Origin of the sequence: Nocardia sp. NPDC049707, from assembly GCF_040674855.1 — a bacterium.
In the GTDB taxonomy this organism is placed as follows: Bacteria; Actinomycetota; Actinomycetes; order Mycobacteriales; family Mycobacteriaceae; genus Nocardia.
The window spans coordinates 288,925-314,612 of the sequence record NZ_JBFANN010000003.1; the positions used below are offsets into that span (position 1 = coordinate 288,925).

Genomic DNA, 25,688 nt, shown 5'->3' on the forward strand with positions numbered 1-25,688 from the left:
CACTCACGCCGAACCAGCCTCCGTGCGTTCATCTGGTCTCCAGAAAACCGGCCGATTCATAGGCGGCCAGTGCGGCGTTCGAGCGTTCGCGCACCGCGGTGATCAATTCGGGTGGGCCGAGCACCGTGACGCCGGAACCGAAGCCGAGCAGCAGCCGCGCCATCCAGTCCAGGGTGGCGAAGCGCATGGTCGCCTCGATGCTGCCGTCCGGGTGCACCGCCATCCGATGCATCGGATATTGATCGAGCACCCAACCGTAATCGCCACGAATGCGCAAGCGCGCCAACGGAACCGCGGGATCGTCCTGGAAAAGGTCGAGCGCCGCGGCCGCCGCGGCCGCATGGCTCGGTGGCCGAGCAGGCTCGTCGAGTTCGGTGGCCGCCTCGATCCGATCGAAGCGGAAAAGTCGCACCCCTTCGGCCTCGCGGCACCAGGCTTGCAGGTAACTGTTGTTGTCCACCAAGACAATACGAATCGGATCGACGACACGCTCGGATACGACATCGCGACTCGCCGAGTAGTAGACCAGCCGAAGCTCGCGCTGGCGGGCCAGCGCGGAACGAACCGTCGACACCGCCGGCGCCTCGGTCGGCGGGTGCTCGCGGGCCGCATCGACAACCTTGCCGCCGACGATGGCCGATTCCAGTTTGGCGATCGCCGCATGTGCTGCGGTCGGATCGACCATGCCCGGCATATCCACGATCGAGCGCAGCGCCACCAGCAATGCGGTCGCCTCGGTAGAGGTCAGGCGCAGCGGCCGGTCGATGCCCGCCGAGAAGGTGACCTCGATGCTCTCCTCGGAGAACGACAGGTCGATCAGATCGCCCGGCCCGTAACCGGGTAGGCCGCACATCCACAGCTGGTTCAGATCGCTCATCAGCTGCTTGGTCGTCACGCCCAGATCGGCGGCGGCCTCGGCGGCACTGATCCCCGGATTCGCGATGAAATACGGAATCATATTGAGCAGCCGCGACAGCCGAACCGAAAGTCGACTGCGCTCAGCCGAGCCTATCGTTCGCTCGCTGCGCTCACTCATGCCGTGACCTCCGTATGGTCGAAGACCGAACGCAATCGCGCCACCACATCCGCGCGAAGTTCCATCGGCGCGAGCACCACGGCATCGGGACCGAGTCCGGTGATCAAGCGCGCCAACCAATCTCGGGATCGGATCGGCAGTTCGACGACCACGCCGCGGCGGTCGCCGATCGTGCGCTCTTCCAGCACGGGTCCGAGTCGGCGGATCTCACGGCCGCGGCCCTCGGCCACCCATACGGTCGCGGTGCCGGACACCGGGGCGCTGCCGGTGACGGTTCCGACGATCTGCCGCAGGTCCACACCCTCCGGCTTGCCGACCGCATTGGGCGGGCCGTAGGCGGTCACATCGTCGCCGATGCGCGATAGCCGGAAGCTACGGACCGCATCCCGATTCCGGTCGTGCCCGACCAGATACCAGCGGCCATTGTGGGTGACAACGCCCCAAGGCTCCACATCACGCATGACAAACGGCGCGTTGATCGCACCCCGATGTTCGAACCGCACCGCCTGACCCGCATCGATCGCGGCCAGCAGCTTGCCGAGTACCGCATCCGAGCCGCGGGTGCGCGCCGGAACCGCGGGCACCGAGGCCACCGCCGCATCGGTCTCGACGTGGATCCCGGCCGCACGCAACTTGAGCAGCGCGCCCTCGGCCGCGGCCGCCAGTTCCGGCGACTCCCACATTTGCACCGCGACCGCAACCGCCGCCGCTTCCTCACTGGTCAGATCGATGTCGGGCAGTTCGTAGGCGTCGCGGTTGATTCGATAGCCCTCGACCGTCGAATACCGGCTGACCTGCCCGACCTCGAGGGGAATCCCCAGGTCACGCAGCTCGTTCTTATCGCGCTCGAACATTCGACTGAATGCCTCGTCGCTGGCCGAATCCTCGTACCCCGCGACGCTGTCCCGAATCCGCTCCGCGGTCAGGAATTGCCGGGTCGACAGCAGCGCGATGACCAGATTCATCAGCCGTTCGACCTTGGATATCGCCACTCGACACAGGGTAATCGGCCACCCGCCGCGACCGCGCGTCGGCGCGCAGTTCACCCCGATCCGGTGCGCGCACCGCCATCATGGATCCATGATCATCGCGTTCTCCGTGACACCGCTCGGTGCCGGCGTCGACGTCGGCCGAGCCGTCGCCGAAGCCGTCCGAATCGTGCGAGCCAGCGGTCTCCCCAATCGCACCGACGCCATGTTCACCACGATCGAAGGCGAATGGGACGAGGTCATGGCCGTGGTCAAAGCCGCGACCGACATCATCCTCGCCATCGCCCCGCGGTGCAGCCTCGTCCTCAAAGCCGATATCCGTCCGGGCGTCACCGACGCCATGACCTCGAAAGTCGAGACCGTCGAGCGCTACCTCGCCGAGGAGTAGCGCGCCTACATCGAGGCGATCAGCCGGTCCACTCGCTCATCGACGGAGCGGAACGGGTCCTTGCACAAGACCGTGCGCTGGGCTTGGTCGTTGAGCTTGAGGTGCACCCAGTCGACGGTGAAGTCGCGGCCGGCTTCCTGGGCCGCGGTGATGAAATCGCCGCGGAGTTTGGCGCGAGTGGTCTGCGGCGGGGTGTCCACGGCAGCGTCGACGGCCTCGTCCTCGGTGACCCGCTTGGCCAGACCCTTGCGCTGCAGCAGGTCGAAGATGCCGCGACCGCGCTTGATGTCGTGGTAGGCCAGATCGAGCTGGGCGATCTTGGGATCGGACAGCTCCATGCCGTAGCGATCCTGGTAGCGCTGGAAGAGCTTGCGCTTGATCACCCAGTCGACCTCGGTGTCGACCTTGGCGAAGTCCTGCGCCTCGACCGCGTCCAGGGTGCGGCCCCACAGGTCGACGACCTGGTCGATACTGGGGTCGCGGTCGCGGTTGCGCAGATGCTCGACGGCGCGGGCGTAGTACTCGCGCTGGATGTCGAGTGCGCTGGCCTGGCGCCCACCGGCCAGCCGGACCGGACGGCGGCCGGTCAGGTCGTGGCTGACCTCGCGGATGGCGCGGATCGGGTTGTCCAGGGCGAAATCGCGGAACGAAACGCCCGCCTCGATCATCTCCAACACCAGTGCCGCCGTGCCGACCTTCAGCATGGTGGTGGTCTCGGACATATTCGAGTCGCCGACGATCACGTGCAGGCGGCGGTACTTCTCCGCGTCGGCGTGCGGCTCGTCGCGGGTGTTGATGATCGGGCGCGAGCGGGTGGTCGCCGAGGAGACGCCCTCCCAGATATGCTCGGCACGCTGGGACAGGCAGAACGTGGCCGCCTTCGGCGTCTGTAGCACCTTGCCGGCACCGCAGATCAGCTGACGGGTGACCAGGAATGGCAGCAGCACATCCGAGATCCGGGAGAACTCACCGGCCCGCACGACGAGGAAGTTCTCGTGGCAACCGTAGGAGTTGCCTGCGGAGTCGGTGTTGTTCTTGAACAGGTAGATGTCGCCGCCGATGCCTTCCTCCGCGAGGCGCTGTTCGGCATCGATCAGCAACTCCTCCAGCACGCGCTCACCGGCCCGGTCATGGGTGACCAGCTGCGCCAAGTTGTCGCACTCTGCGGTGGCGTACTCCGGATGCGACCCGACATCGAGGTAGAGCCGAGCACCGTTGCGGAGGAACACGTTAGAGCTACGGCCCCAGGAAACTACCCGGCGGAACAGATACCGGGCCACCTCGTCGGGGCTGAGCCGACGGTGTCCGTGGAAGGTGCACGTCACACCGAATTCGGTCTCGATCCCCATGATTCGTCGCTGCACACTATCGACAGTACAGCTATGCCATGCACTCGCGTGGGGCTGCGGACAACCTCGGTGCATACGTCTTCACAACGATTTCGCACGTGAGAGAAATGTTCGGCCGAAAACTACCGGCCGAACGAAAGCCCTCCCGATGAATCGAGAGGGCCTTCGCATCCAGGAGATCGTGGTGGACTACTCCGACTCCGGGGTGTCCTTCGGCTCCTTCGGCTCCGCCTCGGCCTTGCCCGCCGACTTACCGCCGGTCAGCAACTGGTCCAAGGTCGCGCCCGCGACCCGGCGGAACGCCCGCCGCGGCCGCGCCTGTTCCAGGGTGGCGATCTCGAGCGAACCCACCCCGAGCACTCGCTTGTCCTTGTCCGCGGCACCCTCGGGCACCCCGGCCTGCAGCGCCTGCACAGCCACCCCGACCGCACCGGCCAGATCGAGTCCGGGCTGGTAGGAGGTCTTCAAGGCGGTCATGATCGGCTCGGTCGTGCCGCCCATCACCACGTATTCACGTTCGTCGACTATCGAGCCGTCGAAGGTGATCCGGTACAGCACCGATTCCGGGGACTGTTCCGGGTAGCCGACCTCGGCCACGCAGATCTCCACCTCATAGGGCTTGAGCTGATCGGTGAAGATCGTGCCGAGGGTCTGCGCGTAGGCATTGGCCAGACCGCGACCGGTGACATCGCGCCGGTCGTACTGGTAGCCCTTCAGATCGGCCTGCAGGATGCCGCCGCGACGTAGTGCCTCGAATTCGTTGTACTTGCCGACAGCCGCGAACCCGACGCGGTCGTACAGCTCGCTCACCTTGTGCAGTGTCGCGGACGGATTCTCCGCGACGAACAGCACACCTTTGTCGTAGGTCAGCACGATCACGCTGCGACCCCGAGCGATGCCCTTGCGCGCGAGCTCGGTCTTGTCGCGCATGATCTGTTCGGCCGACGCATAATACGGCAGTGTCATGCTGAGGCACTCTCCTCTTCCGCGGCCTCGCGATCGGCGACGATCGCCCGCGTGATCTCCTCCAACCGCGATTCGGTCACCTCGTCGGCACCCTCGTCGTTGATGACGATCGCCGTCGGGTAGATACCACGCACCAGATCCGGTCCGCCGGTCGCAGTGTCGTCGTCGGCCGCGTCGAAGAGTGATTCGACGGCGATCCGCAATGCGCGGTCCTCATCGATTCCCTTGGCGTACAGCTTTTTCAACGACGACTTCGCGAACATCGAACCCGAACCGACCGCGGTATAGCCGAACCGCTCCTCACTGCGTCCGCCGACCACGTCGTAGGACACGATGCGACCGGCCTTGTCCGGATCGGTGGCGTGCTGGTCGTAGCCGACCAGCACCGGAACCACCGCCAGACCCTGCAGTGCGGCAGGGAGGTTGTCGCGCACCATCTTCGACAGCTTGTTGGCCTTGCCATCGAAGGTGAGCGAGACGCCCTCGATTTTCTCGTAGTACTCCAGCTCGACGGCGAACAATCGCACCATTTCGATGGCCATGCCCGCGGTGCCCGCGATACCGGCTGCCGAATAGGTGTCGGTGATGTACACCTTCTCGATATCCCTGCTGGCCAACAGGTTTCCCTGGGTGGCCCGCCGGTCACCGGCGATCAGCACACCACCGCGGAACGAGACCGCCACGATAGTCGTTCCATGTGGAGCCAGCTCTTTCGCGGAGGTGCCACCGGCAGCACCGGTGGCACCCTCGATCGCGCCGAATCGGTTGCCCGGCAACAGTTCCGGTGCGTTCATGCGCAGGTGCTCGGTGAATGACGAGAGGGCGTGCCCCGGGTGGAGACGCAAGGGGTCACCTGCTGTCACTGGCCGCCCTTCTGCACATACGCACGAACGAAGTCTTCCGCGTTCTCCTCGAGCACATCATCGATCTCGTCGAGCAGGTCGTCGGTGTCCTCCGCCAGTTTCTCGCGGCGCTCCTGCCCCGCGGCGTCAACGCCCTCGAGGCCCTCGTCCTCGTCGCCGCCCCCGGCGCGCTTGGTCTGCTCTTGTGCCATGGCAGCCGACCTCCTCTGTCCTCATCATGACCAGGGCTCCATTCTGAGCACGACCCTGATCATGAGCAATGTCCGTGCCCGTACATCAACACTACCCAGCCGCTCCGACAACATGTCGGATCTGTGTCTAATTTGCCGCTCCCGCGTCGCGACGTATTCGCGGCCCGGCCGAACGGTCGCGCGTATGACTCGCTGGGTCGGCGCTGGATCACGCCGAATCTTAGTGCGAGCCAGGCTAAGTCGTGAGCTGTTCGACCAGTTCAGCGGCGGTATTCACACCGTCGAGCAGTTTGCCGACATGGGCCCTCGTGCCGCGGCGGGGTTCCAGGGTCGGAATGCGCACGAGCGAATCGCCGCCCAGGTCGAAGATCACAGAATCCCAGCTGGCGGCCGCGATATCGGCGCCGAATCGGCGCAGACATTCGCCGCGGAAGTAGGCGCGGGTGTCGGTCGGCGGCTTGGTCATCGCATCGAGCACCTGCTGCTCGTTGATCAGGCGTTTCATCGAACCGCGGGCGACCAGGCGGTTGTAAAGGCCCTTGTCCAGGCGGACGTCGGAGTACTGCAGGTCCATCAGGTGCAGTTTGGGTGCGGCCCAGCTCAGGCCCTCGCGTTTGCGCATCCCCTCGAGCAGACGCAGCTTGGCGGGCCAGTCGAGCAGGTCGGCGCATTCCATCGGATCGCGCTCCAGCAGATCCAGCACGTTGGCCCAGTTCTCCAGGATGTCCTTGACACGCTCGTCGTCGTTGCCGCTGCGGGCCACGAACTTTTCCACCCGGTCCAGGTAGATGCGCTGCAGGGCCAGACCGGTGAGTTCGCGACCGTCGGTGAGCGCGACGGTGGCGCGCAGAGTCGGGTCATGGCTGATCTGGTGTACCGCGGTGACCGGCCGGGCCAGCTGCAGATCCGACAGATCCTCGCCCGCCTCGATCAGGTCCAGCACCAGCGCCGTGGTGCCGACCTTGAGGTAGGTGGACATTTCGGCGAGGTTGGCATCGCCGACGATGACATGCAGGCGACGGTATTTGTCCGCATCGGCGTGCGGTTCGTCGCGGGTATTGATGATGCCGCGCTTGAGCGTGGTCTCCAGACCGACCTCGACCTCGATGTAGTCGGCACGCTGGGACAGCTGGAATCCGGCGTGATCACCGGACTGGCCGATACCGACCCGGCCGGAACCACAGATCACCTGGCGCGAGACGAAGAACGGGGTGAGCCCGACGATGATCTGGTTGAACGGGGTGTCACGGCTCATCAGGTAGTTCTCGTGGGTGCCGTAGGAGGCCCCCTTACCATCGACATTGTTCTTGTACAGCTGCAGCCGCGGCGCGCCCGGAACGCTCGACGCGTGCCGCGCGGCTGCCTCCATCACCCGCTCGCCCGCTTTGTCCCAGATGACCGCATCCAGCGGATCGGTGACCTCGGGCGCGGAGTACTCCGGATGGGCATGGTCGACGTAGAGCCGGGCGCCGTTGGTGAGGATCATATTGGCCGCGCCGACCTCGTCGGCGTCGATGACCGGGGCCGGACCGTTCATCCGGCTCAGGTCGAATCCGCGGGCGTCGCGCAGCGGCGACTCCACCTCGTAGTCCCAGCGCGTGCGCTTCGCGCGCGGCACCCCCTCCGCGGCGGCATAGGCGAGAACAGCTTGAGTCGAGGTCAGAATCGGGTTGGCCGACGGCTCGGTGGGTGTGGAGATGCCGTATTCGACCTCGATACCGATGATGCGCTGCATACCGTCGAGCCTAGGCGACGGGTGTACGCCATCGGTCGCGACCGGCGGCATCGGTGATCTCGGATGACCTCGATGTCATACCGACGGTCGTACTTCCGGAGGATACGGGCAGGCCGCAGCGGCCGGGATATTCGGAACATGACCGATTCGATCGCCGATATCACCGAGCGCCACGGCAAGTCGGATGAGCTCACAACGGATGAACCCAAAACGGGGCAACCCAAAACGGGGCAACCCAAAACGGGGCAACCCAAAGCGGGTCAACCGAGCACCGAGACCCCGAAGAATCCCGCGCGCTTGGTCGCCCTGGACGTCCTGCGCGGCATCGCGATACTCGGCACGCTCGGCACCAACATCTGGATCCTCACCCATCCGGAAGGCATGGTCGGGTACATCGACGAATTGGGCAGCCCGGCGACCGGCTGGATGTGGTCGGAGCGAGTGCTGCAGCAACTCGCGCAGGGCAAGTTTCTCGGACTGCTCACCATCATGTTCGGCATCGGGCTTGCCATCCAGCAGCGCTCGGCAGTGCGCGCCGGTCGACGGTGGCCGGGCAGCTATCCGTGGCGGGCCGGGCTGCTGTTCCTCGACGGTGTGCTGAATTTCCTGTTCGTCGCGGAATTCGATGTGCTGATGGGTTATGCGGTCACCGGATTGGTCGTCGCCTTCATTCTCGCGACAAGCGAACGCGCGCAACGTCGTTGGCTGACAATCGCGGCGGGATTCCATATCGCGATGCTGACGCTCATCGGCATCGCGATGACCGTTGCCAACCAACAGGATTCGGCGCCACGCAAGCCGCTGGATCCGAATCCTTATGCGGACGGGTCGTTCTGGGATCTGGTGCTGTTCCGACTCGAGAATGCGGGCATGTTCCGCGTCGAGCCGATTTTCGTCTTCCCGATGTCGATCGCGCTGTTCCTGGCGGGTGCGCAGTTGTTCCGGGCCGGAGTGTTCCGGCCGGAGGGTGCGCGGCTCCGGCGGCGACTCATGATCATCGGATTCGCGGTTGCCGCGCCGATCGATCTGGCGGTCGGTGTGCTCGGCGGAGATCTGGTCTTGCTGACCAGATACGGCAGCGCCCCGTTCGTCGCCCTCGGCCTGCTCGCGCTGGTCGCGGAGTTCTACCTGCTCCGTCCGCGGGTCGGATTCCTCGGCAGGCGGCTCACCGAGGTCGGGCGGATGGCCCTGAGCTGCTACATCCTGCAGAATCTGGTCGCTTCGATGCTGTGCTACGGGTGGGGTCTCGGACTCGCCGCGCGCGTCGCCCCGGACGCCAGGGTGCCGTTCACGATCGGCATCTACCTGCTGGTCGCGCTGATCATCGTGACCGTCGCGCATCTGTGGTTGCGCCGGTTCGAGCGCGGTCCGGTCGAGTGGGTGTGGAATCTCAGCTACCGAGCGTTGGCCCGCGAACGCTGAGCCGGGGCTGCGCCCGGTCCCGGACCGGTCCGGCCAATGGGGATCCAGCTGGTCCTCGGCCATCAACCCGCATAATGCCTTGACCCACAACGGATATTCGACGACCGTTTGCGAAACGCTACGGAGCGTTCCGATTCAGGAGATGAGTGACAGTGAGTGCGATCGTGGTGAACCACGGCCTCGGAGCCCGCGCCGACAGTGTGTGGTTTCCCTATTTCACGGCGGAACTGACAGCGCTCGGGCATTCCGTGACCATCCCGAACCTGCCCGATCCAGATGCACCGCGGCTGGATCCGTGGCGCAACGACTTCGCCGCAGCGGCCGCCGCGGCAGGTCCGGCCAGCGATACCGTCCTGGTCGGCCACAGCATCGGCGGCGTCAATGTACTGCGCGTGCTCGAGCAGCATGATGTCGCCGCCGCCGGACAATTCGCCGGTGTGCTGCTGGTCTCCACCGCCGCACATGAGGTCGGCTATGACATATTGGCCGAATTCTTCGCAGAACCGTTCGACTGGGCACGAATTCGTGCGGCGGCGCACGAGTTCCGGGTGTTGGCGGCCGCCGACGATCCGGTCAACGTGCCCGATCCGGTCGAGCACGTCGGACTACTGGTGCGCGGACTGGCGGCCACCGCGATGCTCACCGCCACCGGCAGCCACCTGGGCAACTTTCCGGACGATCACATCGAACTGCCAGAGGCCGTTCGGTTGGTCGGCGAAATCCAGGCGGCCGCACGGTGACTCAGCAGCAGATCTCCCGTCTGTCCTGCGATTTTCTGTATCGTCGCGGATATGGCGCGGTCGGCACTTCCAGAAACGTGCGCTCCCGAAACGGCGGTCACCTCCCGGCTCTGGCTGCGGCTCGGGCACGCGATCTATATCGGGCCCGGGATGGCCCCCGGTGCACACTCCACTGCCATCGCCAGTCTAGGGGTCGGACTCGACGGCCCGTTCCGGGTTCGAGTCGCCGATGCCCCGGACATCACGGCCCGCAGCTTCCTGTTCCGCGCCCGCGTCACGCACGACGTCCTGGATACCGATATGCCGAAGCTCTTCTGCTTCTTCGACCCGACCTCGACCAATCTGTCCCGCTGTCTCGGTGGCATGCGGCGCACCGTCAGCGGATACCGCGCCGACCACCGGCACGAGACCGAGCTGATCGAGCTGTGCGCCGACCCAGCGCCGGATATCGACCGCCTCCTCGAACTCGCAAGCATCCCGGTCCCTACCATCCGCGATCCCCGCATCGCGGCGGTCGCCGCAGCTATCCGCGCCGACCCGACCCAGCAGCAGCGCGCGGCTGAAAAGGCCAGTGCCGCAGGCTTATCCACTTCCTACTTCCTGCGCACCTTCGCCGAACAGACCGGCACCAGTTTCCGCCGCTACGTGCAATGGGCCCGCATGCTGCGCGTTGCCAGGGCCTATTCCGCGGGCCACGACCTCACCCGCGCCGCCGTCGACGCGGGCTTCGCCTCCCCTTCGCATTTCAGCGATACCTTCCGCGCCATGTTCGGCCTCACCCCCACCGCATTCCTCGCCATCAATGGCGAAATCCATATCGACTGACCTACACGTCGAAATATAGTTCGAATTCGTAAGGGTGTGGGCGGACGTTGATTTCGGAGATCTCGGCATCGCGCTTGAGGCGAATCCAGGTTTCGATCAGATCGTCGGTGAAGACATTGCCTTCGGTCAGGTACTCGTTATCGGCTTCCAGTCGGTCGATGACGCTTTCGAGGTTGGGCGGAGTTTGGGTGACCTCGGCGGACTCCTCCGGGGTGAGCTCGTAGAGGTCTTTGTCGATCGGGACGGGGGGTTCGATCTTGCGGCGGATGCCGTCCATACCGGCCATCATCATGGCGGCGAAGGACAGGTACGGGTTGCCCGAGGAGTCGGGGCAGCGGAATTCGAGGCGCTTGGCCGTCGGATTCGCGCCGGTGACCGGAATGCGCACGGCCGCTGAGCGATTGCGCTGGCTGTAGACCAGATTGACCGGGGCCTCGAAGCCGGGAACCAGGCGCTTGTACGAGTTCACGGTCGGATTGGTGAATGCCAGTAACGATGATGCGTGCCGCAGCAGTCCGCCGATATAGTGCCGGGCCAGGTCGGACAAGCCCGCATATCCGGCCTCGTCGTAGAACAGCGGTGTGCCATTCGACCACAGGGATTGGTGCACATGCATACCGGAGCCGTTATCGCCGAAGAGCGGTTTGGGCATGAACGTGACGGTCTTGCCCTCGGCCCATGCGGTGTTCTTGATGATGTACTTGTACAGCTGTAGGTCATCGGCGGCGGCCAGCAGCGTATTGAATTTGTAGTTGATCTCGGCCTGACCCGCCGTACCGACCTCGTGGTGGCCCTTCTCCAGTTCGAAGCCGGCGTTCTGCAGATTCGTACACATGCGATCGCGCACATCGACGTCGGCGTCGTACGGCGCCACCGGGAAATAACCGCCCTTGGCGCGCACCTTGTACCCGCGGTTGATCGTGCCGTCCGGATTGAATTCGGCACCGGTGTTCCAGTCGGCGGAGGACGAGTCCACCTCGTAGAAGGCGCCGTTCATCCTGGTGTCGTAACGCACGGCGTCGAAGATGTAGAACTCCGCCTCGGGCCCGAAGTAGGCGGTATCGGCGATGCCGGTGCTCTTCAGATACTTCTCGGCCTTGCGCGCGACATTGCGCGGATCGCGGCTATATGCCTCGTGGGTATGCGGATCGTGGACGAAGCAGTTCACATTCAGCGTCTTCGCGGCACGGAAGGGGTCCAATTGCGCGGTGCGCAGATCCGGGAGCAGTAACATATCCGATTCGTGGATCGACTGGAAACCGCGCACCGACGAGCCGTCGAAGGCGATCCCGTTATCGACCAGGTCCGGGCCGAATGCGACGGCCGGTATCGAAAAGTGTTGCTGCACACCGGGAACGTCACAGAATCGAATATCGACGTATTCGACTTCCTCGGCGCAGATATATTCCAGAATTCCGTCGGTGGTGGCAGTCAAGGCTGCTCGCTCGTCCAACACGGCTCGCTCCTCGCTTTCGCGGCGCACGGTGTATCCGCGGATGGCGAGGCGACCGTCCCCTGACGACCGGACCCGTCCATCGGATCACGGCAGGTCCTGCTCGCCGAGTCTCACGATACGACTTCGCCGTTGACGGCGGACCCGAATCCATAGCGGCATCGCCCGAGAAATCCCCACCACCAGTTCCACCTGATCATGAGCGGTGGCGGCTGCCGCGGAAACGGTCGGAAGTTAACGATTTGTTACCGACACCTCACCGCCGGGTCGAGGCGATTCCGGGTGTCTTCCGGCGGCTCGACTGCGATCACCTACCGCCGGTCCCGCGTACCCGAACTCATCGGCCTCGACCCGCATCGCCCCGCCGCCGCAATTACGTGTCCGCGGCTCGCCTGGCCCGCCGCCTCGAATCCGCCGCCTTGGCCCCCTGAGCGCCAGGCTTCGACCGCTCGTCCCTTGATCAGCGGGTTCCTCGATCGCGTCGCCGTTACCCTGACACCGGCCGCGCGGCCGGGATAGTCTCCGTGAGGGATCCGATTCGGGATTCGCAGTCACCCGGGAGCATCCGATGATGAAGGCTCTGGTTACCAACGGGGCATCCGTGCCCCGGCCCGCACACTATGGCTCCGGGGCGTCCGGTGAACTGCGTTGGGAGGGTACGGCTTTGCTGCGCGCCGGCGTACTGGCCTTCGGCGGCAGCATCGGCCCCACCGCATTGCACGCCCATCACGCTGTCCAAGTGGTCGCCGCATGTACGCCGGTGGTCGTGGTGGACGCGAGCGGCGTTCGGCACCGCGGCACACATGTCATTGTTCCCGCCGACGCACCACATCGCATCGACGCCGGCACCGAGCGCGGCACCGCGATCTATCTCGATCCGGAATCCGTTGCGGGCGCGGCGGCCGATCGCAGAGCCCACACTCACGGGTGGGCCGACTGCGAACATTCCCTGCCCATCGATCCGGATCGGGAACCACTCGCCGAACTGGTCGCCGAGGTCGTCGACGATCTCGAACGCGACAATTCGCGCAACATCGAGGACGAGCGCCACGAGGCGGTGACCGAGGTGCTGCAACTGCTGCCGTCCCTTGTCGGCGCCGGACCGATCCGCGGCGTGGATGTCGCCCGCCGGGTCGGCCTTTCCGCGACCCGACTGACCCACCTGTTCACCGAACAGGTCGGAATTCCCATGCGGCCGTACATACTCTGGCTCCGACTACACGTGGCGATCACTCGCGTCCGCTCCGGCGACGATCTCACCGCCGCCGCCCACGCCGCCGGTTTCGCCGATAGCTCCCACCTGACCCGCACCTGCCGCCGCACCTTTGGACTGCCGCCATCGGCGCTGAGTCGCCGCGTCGATTGGGATCTCGGCGACGCCTCGTAGGTCCAGCCGAATCGTTCAAGTTATTGCGGGCACGGCCGACCAGGCTCGCCGATATGACCGCGATTGACCGCATGCCCGCACAACGTCTCGCCCGCTACGGCTATGTGCCCTTCATGCTGATCGGCCTCAACGGCATCGGCATCGCACTGAGTTCCATTGGTGCGCCGAAGTTTTGGCTATTGCCTGTACTGGCGATCGCCATTGTCACATCATTTCTCGTGGAGCGGCCATCGAATGTCGCTGCTGCCCTTGCCCTTTCGGTTGCCATCCAACTACTCCTGCAACACTCCAATGCCGACTACCGGATCGGACCCGCCAAATATGTGCTGGCATTGAACGAGGGCCACCGCTTCCATCATCTGAAGTTCGCCGGAATCGGCGACGTCAATTTCGGCCTGTTCACACTCATCTGGGATCACTTGTTCCGCACCTACTCCTACGATCCGGCGCGGCGCTTCGGCACCGATCATCTCGGTATGGCGGCGAAACCCGACTACCCGACCGGGTATGTCGACCAGCTCGTCTACCCGTTCACTCCCGATGGCGGTTGTGCAATGAAGCCGCTGACCGCGACCGCGGTCACTATATCGCCAGGACCGGTCGCCGGTCGGTAAGCTCTTGGCATGCTCTCGCGGGTACACCTCATGGCGTTTGCGGTCTTCGCACTCGTCGTACCCGCGCTCGCCCTGGCCGCTGCACCAACCAATGAACCGGCGGCACTGGCCGTCTTCGGTGTCATCGCGGCGTCGCTGACCTTGGCGCTGCTCGCGCTGCGGAGCACACACCGTGTACCGATGGCGCTGGCCCACTCGGGTCCGCCGCCCTCGGCACAGCGTCGCCGCCGGGGTTCCTTCCAGCGTCAGAGCAATCCGGATACCGCCGGACGGCCGCGTCCACGAGCACCCGGATCGGTCACCGCCTAGCGATCACTCGCCGCCTGGTCTCCAGGCGATTCGGCTGCCCCTTCCATCGACGTGCGCATCCGCACGTTCCCACAGTCAGGTGCTCTCATGCTCGACTTCATCTATTATCCGGTGTCCGCCCTGCTCTGGTTGTGGCACACCGCCTTTGCCGCCGTCCTCGGCCCCGCGAGCGCGGTCGCGTGGGTACTCGCGGTCATATTTCTCGTCATTACCCTCCGCGCCGCGCTATTGCTGCCATTCCTGAAACAGGCCCGTACCCAGACGGCGATGCAGCGGCTGCAACCGCGAGTCAAAGCCATTCAGCAGAAATACAAAGACGATCCGGTTCGCCGGAATACCGAAATCCGCCAGTTGTACAAGGACAACGGCGTCAATCTCTTCGCCAGTCTGATTCCGATGATCGCGCAGGTCTTGGTGTTCATCGGCCTGTTCCATGTGCTGCGTTCGTTCGACCGCACCGGCACCTTCGATTACTTGCCGTTCGGGCGTACCGCTACCCTGACGGCCGAACAGAACGCCGCGACCGCGAATTATCTCTTCGGCCCAGCTGATGTGCAGTCCTTCCTGCATGCCGAGTTGTTCGGGGCACCGCTGTCGGCAACGCTCGCCGGTGCGGGCGAACTGCTGTCGACGGTGGCGCTCGTCGCGCTCCCGTTGATGCTGGTCGCCGCTGTCGCAACGCATTTCACCGCACGCGCGTCACTGGACCGGCAGACCGGGACGACGCAGTTGCCCTTCATGCGCACGCTCAGCCTGTGGGCACTCCCGACGGCCGCGATCCTCGGCGGCGCATTGCTGCCGGTTGCTATCCTGCTGTACTTCGTCACCAACAATGCCTGCACGCTCGCGCAGCAGCATTTCGTCTACCGCCGCCTCGACGCCGAATCGGCCACCGAGGCAACGCGTGTCGCCGCGGCACCGGGCGAAGGCCGCCCCCAAACCCGGCATGAAACCGAAGCGGCGATAAATCATTCGCGCACCCTTGCCGCGAACCCTATGGTTGTTCCAGGTCGAGTCAAGGGGCGCACCGGAATCTCCGCACCGCGTTCCCCGTGTCGGACTCGATCTCGCACCTGGTGAAGGGCACAAAGCCTGGATGGGTTCGATTCCCACTGCGATGCCACCCGGTTCCGGTCGGATACGGCAAACGGCTCTGCGGGCTCTGCGGCGACGGCCGCGGGACGCCCCCGCCGCGGCCCCGTGACCGGAACCAGGTGACATCCGCAAATAACAAGGCAGCCAACGACACACGGCACGGGAGGAGTGAACATGTACACGACGGTTATGGCATGGCAGCGAACGCTGCTGTACCGCGACGGCACACTCGAGCGAGTGCTCGAGCCAGGACGCCACCGCTACGACGCCAAGCGCTGCACGCTGATCGTCGTCGACATGCGGCCCCGGCTGCTGAACGTCAGCGGTCAGGAACTGCTCACCCACGACGGACTCTCGCTGCGCGTCAGCTATGCACTGAACTGGCAGGTCACCGACCCGGAGGAGTTCACCACGGGTGCGCAGTACCCGGAGAGCGTGTTGTACGCGGCGGTGCAGGATGCCGCGCGCCGGTCCGTGGCAAGCCATTCCCTCGACGAACTCGTCGCCGACCGCACGCTTCTCGTCGGCGATCTCGCCGAAATCGGCACGGCCGTAATGAGACTCGGCATGCGCGTCGACGCACTCAACGCCCGCGACCTGATGCTGCCCGGCGAACTGCGCAGGGCCGCACTGGAAACCGTGCTCGCCAAGGAGCGCGGCCGGGCCGAACTCGAACGCGCCCGCGCGGAAGCGGCCGCACTACGGTCGCTGGCCAATACCGCGCGACTGCTCGAGGAACACCCGACACTGCTACGGCTGCGCACCCTACAGGTCGCGACCACACCCGGCACGCAGGTAGTCCTCGACCCGCGCGAGCGCATCTGATCTGAAATCCCTTGTCCACGCGGACAAGGGATTTCGGCGTTGGAACGCCGACTGCTAGGCGGGACGCGCCTGCAGGTAGTCCGTCGCCGACAGCATCCTCAGCACCTGACGAACGCCAGGTGGTGCCCACGCCGCCGACGCATCATGTACCACCACCGGATCGATGAGGAGCACGACAGTGCCTTTGGTCTCGAGTTCGAAACCGCCTGCGGCCGTGATGTTCTTGACCCAGTCGACATTGCGGCCGTAGGTCAGCGCGATCCGGTAGACACCATCGGTTTCGAACGCCCACACCGGAGTTCGATAGGGGCGGCCGGATTTTCGCCCCTTGTGGACGACCATGCTCATCGGGGGCACCTTCCCGGCCAACCGGCCGAGAATCGGATTCGTCACGTGCCGGTTCAACTTAGCCAGTGTGCGCGGAAGCACCATCTGGGGCGGTCCTCTCTCAGGGTGGCATGCAAGATCAGGTTACCCTCGACCCGTGTTCGTGCATCCTGAGCCGGAGATGATCGCGGTCTATGACGCCGCGGGCCGCGAAATCGGCGCGGCCGACCGCGCTACCGTTTATCGCGACGGCATCTGGCATGCGAGTGCCGGCGTACTGGTCCGCTCCGGCGATGGCGAACGCGTCTACGTGCACCGCCGCACTGATACCAAGATGGTCTTCGCTGGTATGCACGACTGCCTGGCCGGCGGTGTCGTCGATCCCGGCGAGACTCCGGCACAGACGGCGATCCGCGAACTCGCCGAGGAACTCGGCATCGTCCGCCCCGCCGACGCGCCACCGCTCCCCCTGCGGGCCAGCGCATCCTGGGACGGCATCTGGCAGGGCACGGCGATGCGCTGTCATCTATTCGCCTACGAGCTGCGCTACGACGGGCCCATCCATCATCAGCCCGAGGAGATCGTGGACGGCTGGTGGTGGACCGATGCCGAACTGCGCGCCCATCTGGCCGACCCGACCTGGCCGTTCGTCCCAGATACCCGCATCCTCACTGACCAGCTGCTGGCTTGAAACGCCATCGGCCCACCGGGTCGAGGAGACCTGATGAGCCGATGGGCCTGCGATAGGTGTCCAACAGGTAAGAGACCGTGAAAACGGGTGACTAACTCGAGGACGCCACCGAGCCGGCCCAAGCTGCGAAGGCCCCCGGATTGCGGGTCTGCAGCAGCACCCGGCCCGGACCGGTGAAGTCGAAGACGAACCCTTCGCCCGACTTCAGCGACTGGATGGACCGCCCGGAGACCGCGCGCCGGATGGTGAAGTTCATGGCCAGGTCGTAGGCCACCACATGGCCGGTATCGATGGTGATCGGCTCACCTGGCTGCAGATCGATCACATCGATCGCGCCGAACACACCGACGACCACCTCACCCTCGCCGTGCGCGCGCAGGCCGAAGCCGCCCTCGCCACCGAAGAGGTTCGCGAAACCACCCCATTTGCCCTCTACCTGCACACCGTGCGAATTCGCGATCCAGCCGCCACGGCTGATGAAGAACGGCCGATCGGGGGTGATCTGCAGATTCAGCATGTCACCTGGCAGTGCGGGCGCCACATCCACCCAGCCGCCCTGCGGCGGTGCGGTGAAGGTCGAGACGAAGAATGATTCGCCGGCCAGCACCGAACGCTTCAGCCCGGCGAGAATGCCGCCTTCGGCCTTGGACTGCAACGAAACTCCTGCCGAATGCGCGACCATGGCGCCGCTCTCGACCCGCATCGGCTCGCCTCCGGCCAGGAAGCACCGCGCGACCGCGGAGGCCGGACTATGACGCAGTTGTACTTTCATAAATGCCGACCCTACCGGCTAATTCGGGCTACGAAGGGTCCAGCGATTCCAGGGTCTTCTCGTCGCGCGCGACGACCGCACCGCCGTCCGGTGTGAGCACGATCGGCCGCTGGATCAGCTGCGGATTCGCGGCCAGCGCATCGATCCAGCGCTCCCGGTCGGCGGCGGTGCGCCCCCAGCCGGATATGCCCAGATCCTTGGCGATCTGCTCACCGGTTCGGGTGATATCCCACGGCTCGGTGCCCAGCCGCTGCAGCACCGTCCGCAATTCCGCCGCGGTCGGCGGATCGTCGAGATAGCGCCGGACCGTGTAGGCCACGCCCGTCTCGTCGAGGTGCGCGGTGGCATTGCGGCTCTTGCTGCACCGCGGATTGTGCCAGATCTCGGTCTGCCCAGATGTCATGCTCGCAGCGTACCTACAGGTGCATCCAGGTCGGCCACACCTCGGACCACGGATGGCGGAGGCCGGTACAGGTCCATACCGTGACGTCCTGGGTGTTACCCGGGTAGCCGATTCGGCTGTCCACCTTGGCGACCGGTGCGCAGTTGTCGAAATCCCAGTGCAGGAAGTCATCGTCGACGCCGACGGCGACGACGGCGGACGCGGTGTCCGGAGGTGTTCCGAAATATCCGAAACCACGGCTGGGACTGTAGATCGGGGGCAGGTTGGCGCGCTCGAATTGGTCGAGGGCGCTGGCTTGCCAGTAGGTGTTGGTGACGATGATGGCGCCGGCGCGTTCGGCCGGGGTGAGCGAGTCGTAAGCCTTGGTGACGCCGGAAATCAGTTCCGGCCAGCCGAATTCGCCGTAGACGCCGATATTGATGGCTGCCTCGGAAGTGCTGACGGGCGGCTGGACTTGCGCGGCGTCCCGCCACGGGGTCGACCACAGCAAAATGCCCGTGGCCACCGCGGCGAGTGCCGCACCGGCACCGGTGACCCAGCGGCGCGGGGCGGGATCCAGTAGACCCGCCAATTCGCCGATACCGACGGCACCCGCGGCGAGCACCACGCCGTACATCCCGGCCATGTAGTAGACCCGCCCGCCGATCACCAGAAAGATGGCGACCAGGATCAGCAGGGTCGCCCCGAGGAACCGGTACGGCCGCAGCGAGGTGTGGCACAGCAACGCCCACACGCCGTACATCAGCAGCACCGCGCCGAAATACCCGGCCAACTGCACGGCGAGCGGAATGAATGCCAATCGTCCGCCGAGAATGTCCTGCTCACCGATGATCACCTTGCCCATCGCCAGCTGCGGCCAATCGTGGCGCGCCTGCCAGATCAGCGACGGTATCGTCGCCGCCACCACGATTGCCGCGCCGAGCCACAGCAGCGGCCGCCGCACCAATTCGCGCGGACCGAAGATCAGCGAACCCACCGCGATGCTGATCCAGAAGAACGGGATCAACCATTTCACCTGCATATCGACCGCGGTCACCAGGGCCGCGCACAGCAGCAGACGATCGCGGCGGGTTCGCACCCAGCGCACGACCAGCCAGGTGATGATCACCCAGAGCACGGTATCGACCGCATTGGTCGTCAGCATCTTGCCCTGGAGCAGCAGGAACGGCGAGGTCGCGTAGGCGATCGCGGCGAAGATCTGCGCAATGCGTCCACCGCCGAGCTCCCGCGCTATCACCGCGCACAGCACGACGCCGAGCACAGTCAGCGCCACCACCGGCAGCCGCAGCACGAAGAAATTACCCGGCGCGATCGTATCCATCAGGCGCGCCAGCATGGGTACTACCGGCCCCTGATCGGCGTAGCCGAACGAGGGCCGCCGCCCGGCCGCGAGAAAGTACAGCTCATCGCCGAAGTAGTCGTACCGACTCGCGGAGAACAGCAGGACCGCAAGCGCCATTGCCGCGACCGCGCCGACCCCAACGACCGCAAGCGCCGGACGCCCCTCGGGCGAGGTAGCCAGGTTCTGACGATCTTCGGTATCGGTCACGCCAGCTCCTGGAGGGAGTTCCGGGGTGGACACCTCGAATCTAGCGGGAAATGGTCGTCGCACGGACTACGCCCCGGGGGGTGGTCCGCGCGACGTCCCATCACCGCACGTATTCGTCGGCGATACCGAGCACCTCGTCCACGATATCCAATCCGGTGCGCAGCTCGTCCGCCGTCGTGGTGAGCGGCGGCGCGATCTGAAAGCGGTTGCCCGCGTTGAACGGCCACAGCCCGCGTTCCTTGGCGGCTGCGGTGACCCGGTTCATCGGTTCGGCGGCCGAACCCGCAGCGGCGAACGGAATCAACGGTTCCCTGGTCTGTGGGTCGCGCACCAGCTCCAGCGCCCAGAAGAATCCGAGACCGCGTGCCTCACCGACACTGGGATGGCGAGATGCCAAGTCCGCCAGCCCCTTTCCGAGCACATCAGCGCCGACCGAGCGGACATGGTCGAGAATGCAGTCACGTTCGAAGACATTGATCGAGGCGATGCCCGCGGCACAGGCGAGGGGATGTCCGGCGTAGGTGAGTCCGCCGGGATACACCGTATTGTCGTAGCGCTGCGCGATCCGTTCTGCCATCAGCACGCCGCCGAGCGGGACATAACCGGAATTCACGCCCTTGGCGAAGGTGATGATGTCGGGTTCGACGTCGAAGGCCTGTACCGCGAACCACTCACCGACCCGGCCGAATCCGACCATCACCTCATCGGCGATATAGACGATGCCGAATTCGTCGCACAATGCTCGGACACCGGCGAGATAGCCCGGCGGCGGCACGAGCACACCGTTGGTGCCGACCACCGTCTCCAGGATCAGCCCCGCAATGTGTTGCGGCCCTTCCAATTCGATGACCTGGCGCAGATGCCGCAACGCCGCGGCCGTCTCCTCCTCGGGAGTTGTTGTGTCCCAAGGGGATCGGTAGGGATACGGCCCGAAGAAGCGGACCACGTCGACATTGGTCGGCTCCGCACCCCAGCGCCGCGGCTCACCGGTCAGCCCGATCGCGACACCGGTGCCACCGTGATACGAGCGGTAGGCGGAGAGCATTTTGGTGCGGCCGGTGTAGCTGCGGGCCAGCCGCACCGCATGTTCGACGGCCTCCGCGCCACCGGTGGTGAACAGAATCCGGCTCAGCTCGCCCGGTGCGCGGTCGACGATCAGCCTGGCCAATTCACTGCGCGCCTCGTTGCCGACGGTCGGTGAGATGGTCGTGAGCTTCTGTGCCTGATCGACAATGGCCGCGACGATATCCGGGTGTTGGTGGCCGATATTGACATTCACCAGCTGGGAGGAGAAGTCGAGGTAGCGTTTGCCGCTTTCCTCCCAGAACCACGAGCCCGACGCACCGACGATCGACACCGGATTCAGGGTCGCCTGGGCACTCCAGGGATAGAAGACGTGATCTGACCCGCTCATGGGGCGAATTCCCCCTTCGAACCTGGATATAACAGCACATGGGCACCATAGCCCGATTGCGGCGGCCGCGCGGCTGGAGGCACCGTCTATGACAAGAATTGTCCCGCCTGTGATTCCACACAGGTCCGAAGTCCTCGGCCAGGCCGTCGCGCATCCCGGAGCCACGGCACGAGACATAGTCGAGCTGCCGCTCGCCTGTATGCGCCGCCACCGCCCGACCGCGGTCAGGTAATCATTGCGTCCGGTCGATACGCATGGACAGATCATGGACCGTCGAGCTGGTCGCCTCACAGGCCTGGGAGCCGGGTGATCGCCTCAGCTGGCATGCCAGCGGCGGAATAGCCGTCCTGTCCCCCCGTTTTGATCTTTTTCTCGAGGAGCGGCTCGATGAATACGGATCCGCCTACGCCGCGGCTCCGCCTGATAGAATACACCGCCACCCGAGCGAACGCCTCATCGAAGCCCGCCTGCCACGCCGAAACATCCTCGGCCACAACATCACCCAATACCCACAACCGACAGCGAGATCAAACCTCCTGCAGCACAACAAAATACAACTGTCGCGTTAATGTCCAACTCGAAGCGATTTGCTTCCAGGGAGAATACTTGACGGAAGAAACAAGACTTTTATGCACTTTCCTTGACGAAATGGTCTATCCACCGGCAGGCGACGGCGATGGGTTCGAGTAGGGATCGGCCGAGCGGTGTCAACGCGTATTCGACTCGGGGTGGATGCTCGTCATAGGTGGTTCGGGTGATCAGCTTGGAGTCCTGCATCGCGCGTAGCGATTCGGTGAGAACCTTTGGAGTGATCCCGATAAGGACTGCCTCCAGCTCTGAGAATCGTCGGGGAGCGGCCGAGAGGCTCACCACGATCTTCGCCGTCCATTTTCCGCCGATCTGGATCGGAGGTCTGAGCGGGAGGCAGTTCGCGAACATGTCGGGATCCAACGGGTGGTTCACGTTCCTATCCTTGCAGTAAGGGACACCTCAGGGTCTACCGTCGCGGCATGGACGTCGATGTGATCATTGTCGGAGCTGGGCCTACCGGGCTGACCCTCGCCACAGAGCTGGGCTCGGCTGGAGTATCCACAGTTGTGCTGGAGCGACTGAACGAACCGAGCGGGCAATCCAAAGCGCTCGGGCTGCAACCGCGTACCGCGGAACTCCTCGAGTCGCGTGGGCTGCTCGACCGGGTCAGCGATGCGGCGATCCAGCGCGTGCCGGCTGGGCATTTCGCCGGATTGCGGCTCGATTTCAGCGCTTGGGACACCCCGCACCCATACATGATCGGCATCCCCCAGGTACGCGTGGAGGCGATCTTGGAGGCCAGAGCTGCAGATCTGGGTGCCATCGTGTTGCGCGGCCACGAGCTGACCGAGATCGTCCAGGACGGGGCGGGGGTTGTCGCGACGGCGGGTTCCCAGCGGCTGCGCGGCCGCTACCTTGTCGGCTGCGATGGCGGGCGCAGCACGGTGCGGGAGTTGCTTGGAATCGAGTTCCCCGGGCTGGACGGACGGTTGCACATGGCAGTGACGGACCTCACACTGACCGGACCCGCACCGACCTCATGGTCGATACCCGAAATGTCTCCCTCTCGGTCGGGCAAAGGTTATCTGGCCCCGATCGGACAGAATGTATATCGGTTTCTTTTCTATGGCCCAGAGCAGCGTGATCTTTCCCGGGACGCGCCTATCACCATAGGCGAGGTGGACAGGGCACTCGCCGTGTCCTTCGGCTCCGAGGTGAAGGCGAGCGATATTCGTTGGGGTTCTCGCTTCACCGACACCTCACGACAGGTCTCGACGTATCGCCACGGCCGCGTCTTGCTCGCGGGGGATGCCGCGCACATCCATTCACCAATGGGCGGGCAGGGGCTGAATCTCGGAATGCAGGACGCCTTCAATCTGGGGTGGAAGCTGGCTGCCGAGGTCAAGGGCTGGGCTGCGGATGGCTTGCTCGATACTTATCAGACGGAGCGGCATCCTGTGGCCGCGCGAGTGCTGGCGAACACTCGCGCCCAGAGCGTATTGCTCATGCCCGATGAGGAGAATCTGGCGTTGCGCACGATTGTCGAGGAGTTGCTGGAACTGCCACAAGCCAACAAGTTTGTTGCGGGCATGATGTCCGGGCTCGATATCCACTACCCGTTGCCGGGAGACCCACATCCTCTCCTCGGGCGGCGCCTGCCCGGCCTCGAGCAAAGGACTGGGCGTGCCGCTCTGCTGGCGAGAGGAAACCGGCTACGAGCGTGCGTCGCGCAGTGGTCGGATCACATCGATTACGTGGTGACACAGCGCGACCTGGACGCGGAGGCCGTACTGGTGCGACCCGATGGGTATGTGTGCTGGGCAGGCTCGGACGTCGCGTCACTGACGCAGGCTCTTTCACTGCAGTGGGTTCAGCGCGAAGCGTCGGGTAGTTCCGATCGGTGAACGCACCCCAGGCCACGGAATCGCAGTGTGCGGGTTTGGCTGCTTTCTGGCTGCCGAGGGTCTTGATGTCCGCGTCGTAGCGTCGGGCCAGCATGAGTTGAGATGTTCTGCCTACGAACCTGATTCGAACGTTCTGTCAGTTGCTCGGGGTCCTGGCCATGGACACAGCGCCTCGACAGTTGACCATGACGCAGGGTCAACCTCTCAGCATTGTCGGCATGACTACGGAAACCAATTACTTCACGGTCCGCCACGGCGGCGTCACGATTCCGGTGTCCCGCGGCGGTCGCGGACGACCGCTGATCCTGTGCCCCGGGCTCCTCACGACACAGGCTGACCTGCACGAGCTGATCGAGCTGCTGCGGCGCGATCATGACGTGGTGACCTTCGACCTGCGGGGTCATGGCGTCTCCTCGGCCGCCGACCAGTACTCCTTCGAGGCGTTCCTGGATGATTTCGTCGCTGTGATGGCGGAGGTGAGACGCCTCGACCTGCCCTCGGCGCCCATGCTCGTGGGCCACTCGCTCGGCGCGGACCTTGTCGTGCACTATGCCTCCGAGCATCCCGGCATCGTCGCGGAGATGGTTCTCATCGACGGGGCGAACCCGGTGCCCGAACCATTCATCACCGAGGCCGACCTGCCGGAGTTCCGTGCAATGTTCGACGGTCTGGCGACGTGGATCGAGGCTAGAGAAGGCACCCCGTGTCAGGTGCTGCTCACCGCACAGGAAATGCTCGACCTGAATCTCGAGGTGGATGTAGTGCGCTCGGCGATCCTGGACCGGTATCGGAAGATTGATTGTCCGATCAGCATGATCATGTCGACTTCGATGGCCGGCGACACCGGCGAAGGGCGTGCACCATGGCGCAATCAGAACTGGCGGGCTGGTATCGAGCGGCTGGTCCGCGAACAGCCGCACATTTCCACATCGTGGCTCGACGCCGGTCACGGGCTGCTTGTCACCCACGCCCAGGAGATCGCCCGGATCATCCGGAACACGCAGGCCCAGCCTGCCAGGCCAGTTCGTCATAGTTCCCAGGTCTAGGAGACTGATCCAATGCTGACCATCGGCGAGGTGGCCTCGTACGCCGGAGTAACGGTACGAGCGGTGCGGCACTATCACGCCAAGGGGCTGCTGCCGGAACCGGAGCGAGATCACTCCGGTTATCGGAGGTACGACGCCGCTACTGTGGTCGAGCTGATCAGGATCCGGACGCTCGCCGAGGCCGGGGTCCCGCTGGCGCGCGTGCGGGAGCTCCTCCAGGCCGACGCAGAGGAGTTCGCGATGTCGGTCGCAGACATCGACAGGCAGCTGCGGGCAGAGATTCGGCACCGGCAGCGGCTCCGCAGGCGGATCGCCCGCCTCGCTGCCGGAGACAACCTGGCACTGCCTCCGGAGTTGATCGAGTTTCTCGACCAACTGCGGGCGCTCGGGGTCGACGAGCGGATCGTCCAGGTCGAACGCGACGGCTGGATCCCGCTGGTCGCGCGTTCGCCCCAGCGGGTCCCGGAGTGGATCACACGCAAGCGGAAGCAGATCGCCGACCCACAGCTCATCGACTTCTATCTCACACTGGGCCAGGCTCTGGATCGGACCGACGACCGAACGCTTGCCGAGTTGGCCGACAAGATGGCCTCGTATATCACGCTGATAGCCGACGAGCAGGGCGAGGACTATCTCCAGGAGCCCGACATCGAGCCACTGTTGGTCGAACTGTTGGACACGCTGGCGTTCGACACCTGGCCGCCGGCCCGTCGACTGACCGAGCTGCTGAAGAAGCGAGGCTGGAGCGGCTGGACCAAGCTCGAGCGAATAGACGCATCGTAGGGGCGTCGAAATCTGACTTGCGCCAATAAAACCAGCGGAAGACCGGCCCTAACGTTCTGCCGCATATCTGACGCAGTCCTG

General features: G+C 64.9%; 28 protein-coding genes. 13 read left to right on the forward strand and 15 right to left on the reverse strand.

All coding sequences use genetic code 11. From position 1 onward, the window contains the following. Positions 1-28: 28 nt before the first annotated feature. Together AB0J29_RS05640 and AB0J29_RS05645 are read right to left on the reverse strand one after the other, a co-directional pair. Positions 29-1,036 (reverse strand): YafY family protein, encoded by a 1,008-nt coding sequence (locus AB0J29_RS05640; RefSeq protein ID WP_364779745.1) that lies wholly within the window; start codon positions 1,034-1,036, stop codon positions 29-31. Continuing rightward, on the reverse strand, positions 1,033-2,028 hold the full coding sequence (locus tag AB0J29_RS05645) for a YafY family protein (RefSeq protein WP_364779748.1): 996 nt from the start codon (positions 2,026-2,028) through the stop codon (positions 1,033-1,035). Before AB0J29_RS05645 ends, AB0J29_RS05640 begins: the two co-directional genes overlap by 4 nt. A gap of 88 nt (positions 2,029-2,116) precedes the next feature. Here AB0J29_RS05645 and AB0J29_RS05650 point away from each other — a divergent pair, with 88 nt between their 5' ends. Next, positions 2,117-2,413: a thiamine-binding protein gene (locus tag AB0J29_RS05650; protein ID WP_364779751.1), complete on the forward strand. Its 297-nt coding sequence runs from the start codon at positions 2,117-2,119 to the stop codon at positions 2,411-2,413. 5 nt (positions 2,414-2,418) lie between these two features. Here the strand turns inward: AB0J29_RS05650 and pafA are convergent, their stop codons facing one another. The 5 genes from pafA to dop all read right to left on the reverse strand — a co-directional run bounded on the left by pafA (position 2,419) and on the right by dop (position 7,517). Further along, entirely contained in the window at positions 2,419-3,777 is a 1,359-nt protein-coding gene (gene pafA / locus AB0J29_RS05655) for a Pup--protein ligase (RefSeq protein ID WP_364779754.1), read from the reverse strand. Between the two features lie 174 nt (positions 3,778-3,951). Beyond that, on the reverse strand, positions 3,952-4,728 hold the full coding sequence (prcA, locus tag AB0J29_RS05660; protein WP_364779757.1) for a proteasome subunit alpha: 777 nt from the start codon (positions 4,726-4,728) through the stop codon (positions 3,952-3,954). Further along, a complete protein-coding gene (gene prcB / locus AB0J29_RS05665; RefSeq protein WP_364779760.1) occupies positions 4,725-5,591 on the reverse strand; it encodes a proteasome subunit beta in 867 nt (288 codons plus the stop codon). Before prcB ends, prcA begins: the two co-directional genes overlap by 4 nt. Further along, positions 5,588-5,782, reverse strand: coding sequence for a ubiquitin-like protein Pup (locus AB0J29_RS05670; protein WP_364495081.1), 195 nt, complete (start codon positions 5,780-5,782; stop codon positions 5,588-5,590). Before AB0J29_RS05670 ends, prcB begins: the two co-directional genes overlap by 4 nt. A 235-nt stretch (positions 5,783-6,017) precedes the next feature. Beyond that, the gene (gene dop, locus AB0J29_RS05675) at positions 6,018-7,517 is read right to left on the reverse strand and encodes a depupylase/deamidase Dop (RefSeq protein ID WP_364779764.1); all 1,500 of its coding nucleotides are present in this window, start codon (positions 7,515-7,517) and stop codon (positions 6,018-6,020) included. A gap of 138 nt (positions 7,518-7,655) precedes the next feature. Here dop and AB0J29_RS05680 point away from each other — a divergent pair, with 138 nt between their 5' ends. From AB0J29_RS05680 to AB0J29_RS05690, 3 genes are all read left to right on the forward strand, one after another. After that, positions 7,656-8,939, forward strand: a complete 1,284-nt coding sequence (locus AB0J29_RS05680) for a DUF418 domain-containing protein (RefSeq protein WP_364779767.1) — start codon at positions 7,656-7,658, stop codon at positions 8,937-8,939. A 146-nt stretch (positions 8,940-9,085) separates the two neighbouring features. Then, complete coding sequence (locus AB0J29_RS05685) at positions 9,086-9,679, forward strand: alpha/beta fold hydrolase (protein WP_364779770.1); 594 nt, start codon at positions 9,086-9,088, stop codon at positions 9,677-9,679. Between the two features lie 51 nt (positions 9,680-9,730). Then, the gene (locus AB0J29_RS05690; protein ID WP_364779773.1) at positions 9,731-10,504 is read left to right on the forward strand and encodes a helix-turn-helix domain-containing protein; all 774 of its coding nucleotides are present in this window, start codon (positions 9,731-9,733) and stop codon (positions 10,502-10,504) included. 1 nt (position 10,505) lies between these two features. Here the strand turns inward: AB0J29_RS05690 and glnA are convergent, their stop codons facing one another. Next, positions 10,506-11,939, reverse strand: coding sequence for a type I glutamate--ammonia ligase (gene glnA, locus AB0J29_RS05695; protein ID WP_364780009.1), 1,434 nt, complete (start codon positions 11,937-11,939; stop codon positions 10,506-10,508). A gap of 586 nt (positions 11,940-12,525) precedes the next feature. Between glnA and AB0J29_RS05700 the strand changes: the two genes are divergently transcribed. From AB0J29_RS05700 to AB0J29_RS05720, 5 genes are all read left to right on the forward strand, one after another. Continuing rightward, positions 12,526-13,344 (forward strand): helix-turn-helix domain-containing protein, encoded by an 819-nt coding sequence (locus AB0J29_RS05700; protein WP_364779776.1) that lies wholly within the window; start codon positions 12,526-12,528, stop codon positions 13,342-13,344. Positions 13,345-13,397: 53 nt separating this feature from the next. Beyond that, positions 13,398-13,958 (forward strand): sterol desaturase family protein, encoded by a 561-nt coding sequence (locus AB0J29_RS05705; protein ID WP_364779779.1) that lies wholly within the window; start codon positions 13,398-13,400, stop codon positions 13,956-13,958. A 9-nt stretch (positions 13,959-13,967) separates the two neighbouring features. Beyond that, positions 13,968-14,267: a DUF6412 domain-containing protein gene (locus AB0J29_RS05710; RefSeq protein WP_364779782.1), complete on the forward strand. Its 300-nt coding sequence runs from the start codon at positions 13,968-13,970 to the stop codon at positions 14,265-14,267. An 87-nt stretch (positions 14,268-14,354) separates the two neighbouring features. Further along, positions 14,355-15,347 carry a membrane protein insertase YidC gene (yidC, locus tag AB0J29_RS05715; protein ID WP_364779785.1) on the forward strand — a complete coding sequence of 331 codons (993 nt, stop codon included), beginning with the start codon at positions 14,355-14,357 and terminating at the stop codon, positions 15,345-15,347. A gap of 189 nt (positions 15,348-15,536) precedes the next feature. Next, positions 15,537-16,187, forward strand: coding sequence for a slipin family protein (locus AB0J29_RS05720; RefSeq protein WP_364779788.1), 651 nt, complete (start codon positions 15,537-15,539; stop codon positions 16,185-16,187). Between the two features lie 54 nt (positions 16,188-16,241). Here the strand turns inward: AB0J29_RS05720 and AB0J29_RS05725 are convergent, their stop codons facing one another. Beyond that, the gene (locus AB0J29_RS05725; protein ID WP_364779791.1) at positions 16,242-16,619 is read right to left on the reverse strand and encodes a nitroreductase family deazaflavin-dependent oxidoreductase; all 378 of its coding nucleotides are present in this window, start codon (positions 16,617-16,619) and stop codon (positions 16,242-16,244) included. 76 nt (positions 16,620-16,695) lie between these two features. Here AB0J29_RS05725 and AB0J29_RS05730 point away from each other — a divergent pair, with 76 nt between their 5' ends. After that, positions 16,696-17,205, forward strand: a complete 510-nt coding sequence (locus AB0J29_RS05730) for an NUDIX domain-containing protein (protein WP_364780012.1) — start codon at positions 16,696-16,698, stop codon at positions 17,203-17,205. 91 nt (positions 17,206-17,296) lie between these two features. Here the strand turns inward: AB0J29_RS05730 and AB0J29_RS05735 are convergent, their stop codons facing one another. The 6 genes from AB0J29_RS05735 to AB0J29_RS05760 all read right to left on the reverse strand — a co-directional run bounded on the left by AB0J29_RS05735 (position 17,297) and on the right by AB0J29_RS05760 (position 22,306). Then, a complete protein-coding gene (locus tag AB0J29_RS05735; RefSeq protein ID WP_364779794.1) occupies positions 17,297-17,977 on the reverse strand; it encodes a TIGR00266 family protein in 681 nt (226 codons plus the stop codon). A 28-nt stretch (positions 17,978-18,005) separates the two neighbouring features. Further along, complete coding sequence (locus AB0J29_RS05740) at positions 18,006-18,380, reverse strand: arsenate reductase family protein (protein ID WP_364779797.1); 375 nt, start codon at positions 18,378-18,380, stop codon at positions 18,006-18,008. 13 nt (positions 18,381-18,393) lie between these two features. Next, complete coding sequence (locus tag AB0J29_RS05745; RefSeq protein WP_364779800.1) at positions 18,394-19,929, reverse strand: glycosyltransferase family 39 protein; 1,536 nt, start codon at positions 19,927-19,929, stop codon at positions 18,394-18,396. A gap of 100 nt (positions 19,930-20,029) precedes the next feature. Continuing rightward, positions 20,030-21,343 carry an aspartate aminotransferase family protein gene (locus tag AB0J29_RS05750; protein WP_364779803.1) on the reverse strand — a complete coding sequence of 438 codons (1,314 nt, stop codon included), beginning with the start codon at positions 21,341-21,343 and terminating at the stop codon, positions 20,030-20,032. 287 nt (positions 21,344-21,630) lie between these two features. Next, positions 21,631-21,837, reverse strand: coding sequence for a hypothetical protein (locus AB0J29_RS05755; RefSeq protein WP_364779806.1), 207 nt, complete (start codon positions 21,835-21,837; stop codon positions 21,631-21,633). A gap of 133 nt (positions 21,838-21,970) precedes the next feature. Further along, positions 21,971-22,306: a helix-turn-helix domain-containing protein gene (locus tag AB0J29_RS05760; protein ID WP_364779809.1), complete on the reverse strand. Its 336-nt coding sequence runs from the start codon at positions 22,304-22,306 to the stop codon at positions 21,971-21,973. Between the two features lie 47 nt (positions 22,307-22,353). Here AB0J29_RS05760 and AB0J29_RS05765 point away from each other — a divergent pair, with 47 nt between their 5' ends. The 3 genes from AB0J29_RS05765 (at position 22,354) to AB0J29_RS05775 (ending at position 25,607) form a co-directional block, all read left to right on the forward strand. Then, the gene (locus tag AB0J29_RS05765) at positions 22,354-23,778 is read left to right on the forward strand and encodes an FAD-dependent monooxygenase (RefSeq protein ID WP_364779812.1); all 1,425 of its coding nucleotides are present in this window, start codon (positions 22,354-22,356) and stop codon (positions 23,776-23,778) included. Between the two features lie 218 nt (positions 23,779-23,996). Continuing rightward, entirely contained in the window at positions 23,997-24,824 is an 828-nt protein-coding gene (locus tag AB0J29_RS05770; protein ID WP_364779815.1) for an alpha/beta hydrolase, read from the forward strand. 12 nt (positions 24,825-24,836) lie between these two features. Further along, on the forward strand, positions 24,837-25,607 hold the full coding sequence (locus tag AB0J29_RS05775; protein ID WP_364779818.1) for a MerR family transcriptional regulator: 771 nt from the start codon (positions 24,837-24,839) through the stop codon (positions 25,605-25,607). The last annotated feature ends 81 nt before the right edge of the window (positions 25,608-25,688 follow it).

Coding starts and splice junctions, on each gene's coding strand:
- AB0J29_RS05640 (WP_364779745.1), bottom strand. CDS start 1,036: ATGAGTGAGCGCAGCGAGCGAACGATAGGCTCGGCTGAGCGCAGTCGA.
- AB0J29_RS05650 (WP_364779751.1), top strand. CDS start 2,117: ATGATCATCGCGTTCTCCGTGACACCGCTCGGTGCCGGCGTCGACGTC.
- prcA (WP_364779757.1), bottom strand. CDS start 4,728: ATGACACTGCCGTATTATGCGTCGGCCGAACAGATCATGCGCGACAAG.
- AB0J29_RS05670 (WP_364495081.1), bottom strand. CDS start 5,782: ATGGCACAAGAGCAGACCAAGCGCGCCGGGGGCGGCGACGAGGACGAG.
- dop (WP_364779764.1), bottom strand. CDS start 7,517: ATGCAGCGCATCATCGGTATCGAGGTCGAATACGGCATCTCCACACCC.
- AB0J29_RS05680 (WP_364779767.1), top strand. CDS start 7,656: ATGACCGATTCGATCGCCGATATCACCGAGCGCCACGGCAAGTCGGAT.
- AB0J29_RS05690 (WP_364779773.1), top strand. CDS start 9,731: ATGGCGCGGTCGGCACTTCCAGAAACGTGCGCTCCCGAAACGGCGGTC.
- AB0J29_RS05700 (WP_364779776.1), top strand. CDS start 12,526: ATGATGAAGGCTCTGGTTACCAACGGGGCATCCGTGCCCCGGCCCGCA.
- AB0J29_RS05705 (WP_364779779.1), top strand. CDS start 13,398: ATGACCGCGATTGACCGCATGCCCGCACAACGTCTCGCCCGCTACGGC.
- AB0J29_RS05710 (WP_364779782.1), top strand. CDS start 13,968: ATGCTCTCGCGGGTACACCTCATGGCGTTTGCGGTCTTCGCACTCGTC.
- yidC (WP_364779785.1), top strand. CDS start 14,355: ATGCTCGACTTCATCTATTATCCGGTGTCCGCCCTGCTCTGGTTGTGG.
- AB0J29_RS05720 (WP_364779788.1), top strand. CDS start 15,537: ATGTACACGACGGTTATGGCATGGCAGCGAACGCTGCTGTACCGCGAC.
- AB0J29_RS05725 (WP_364779791.1), bottom strand. CDS start 16,619: ATGGTGCTTCCGCGCACACTGGCTAAGTTGAACCGGCACGTGACGAAT.
- AB0J29_RS05730 (WP_364780012.1), top strand. CDS start 16,696: ATGATCGCGGTCTATGACGCCGCGGGCCGCGAAATCGGCGCGGCCGAC.
- AB0J29_RS05735 (WP_364779794.1), bottom strand. CDS start 17,977: ATGAAAGTACAACTGCGTCATAGTCCGGCCTCCGCGGTCGCGCGGTGC.
- AB0J29_RS05740 (WP_364779797.1), bottom strand. CDS start 18,380: ATGACATCTGGGCAGACCGAGATCTGGCACAATCCGCGGTGCAGCAAG.
- AB0J29_RS05750 (WP_364779803.1), bottom strand. CDS start 21,343: ATGAGCGGGTCAGATCACGTCTTCTATCCCTGGAGTGCCCAGGCGACC.
- AB0J29_RS05765 (WP_364779812.1), top strand. CDS start 22,354: ATGGACGTCGATGTGATCATTGTCGGAGCTGGGCCTACCGGGCTGACC.
- AB0J29_RS05770 (WP_364779815.1), top strand. CDS start 23,997: ATGACTACGGAAACCAATTACTTCACGGTCCGCCACGGCGGCGTCACG.
- AB0J29_RS05775 (WP_364779818.1), top strand. CDS start 24,837: ATGCTGACCATCGGCGAGGTGGCCTCGTACGCCGGAGTAACGGTACGA.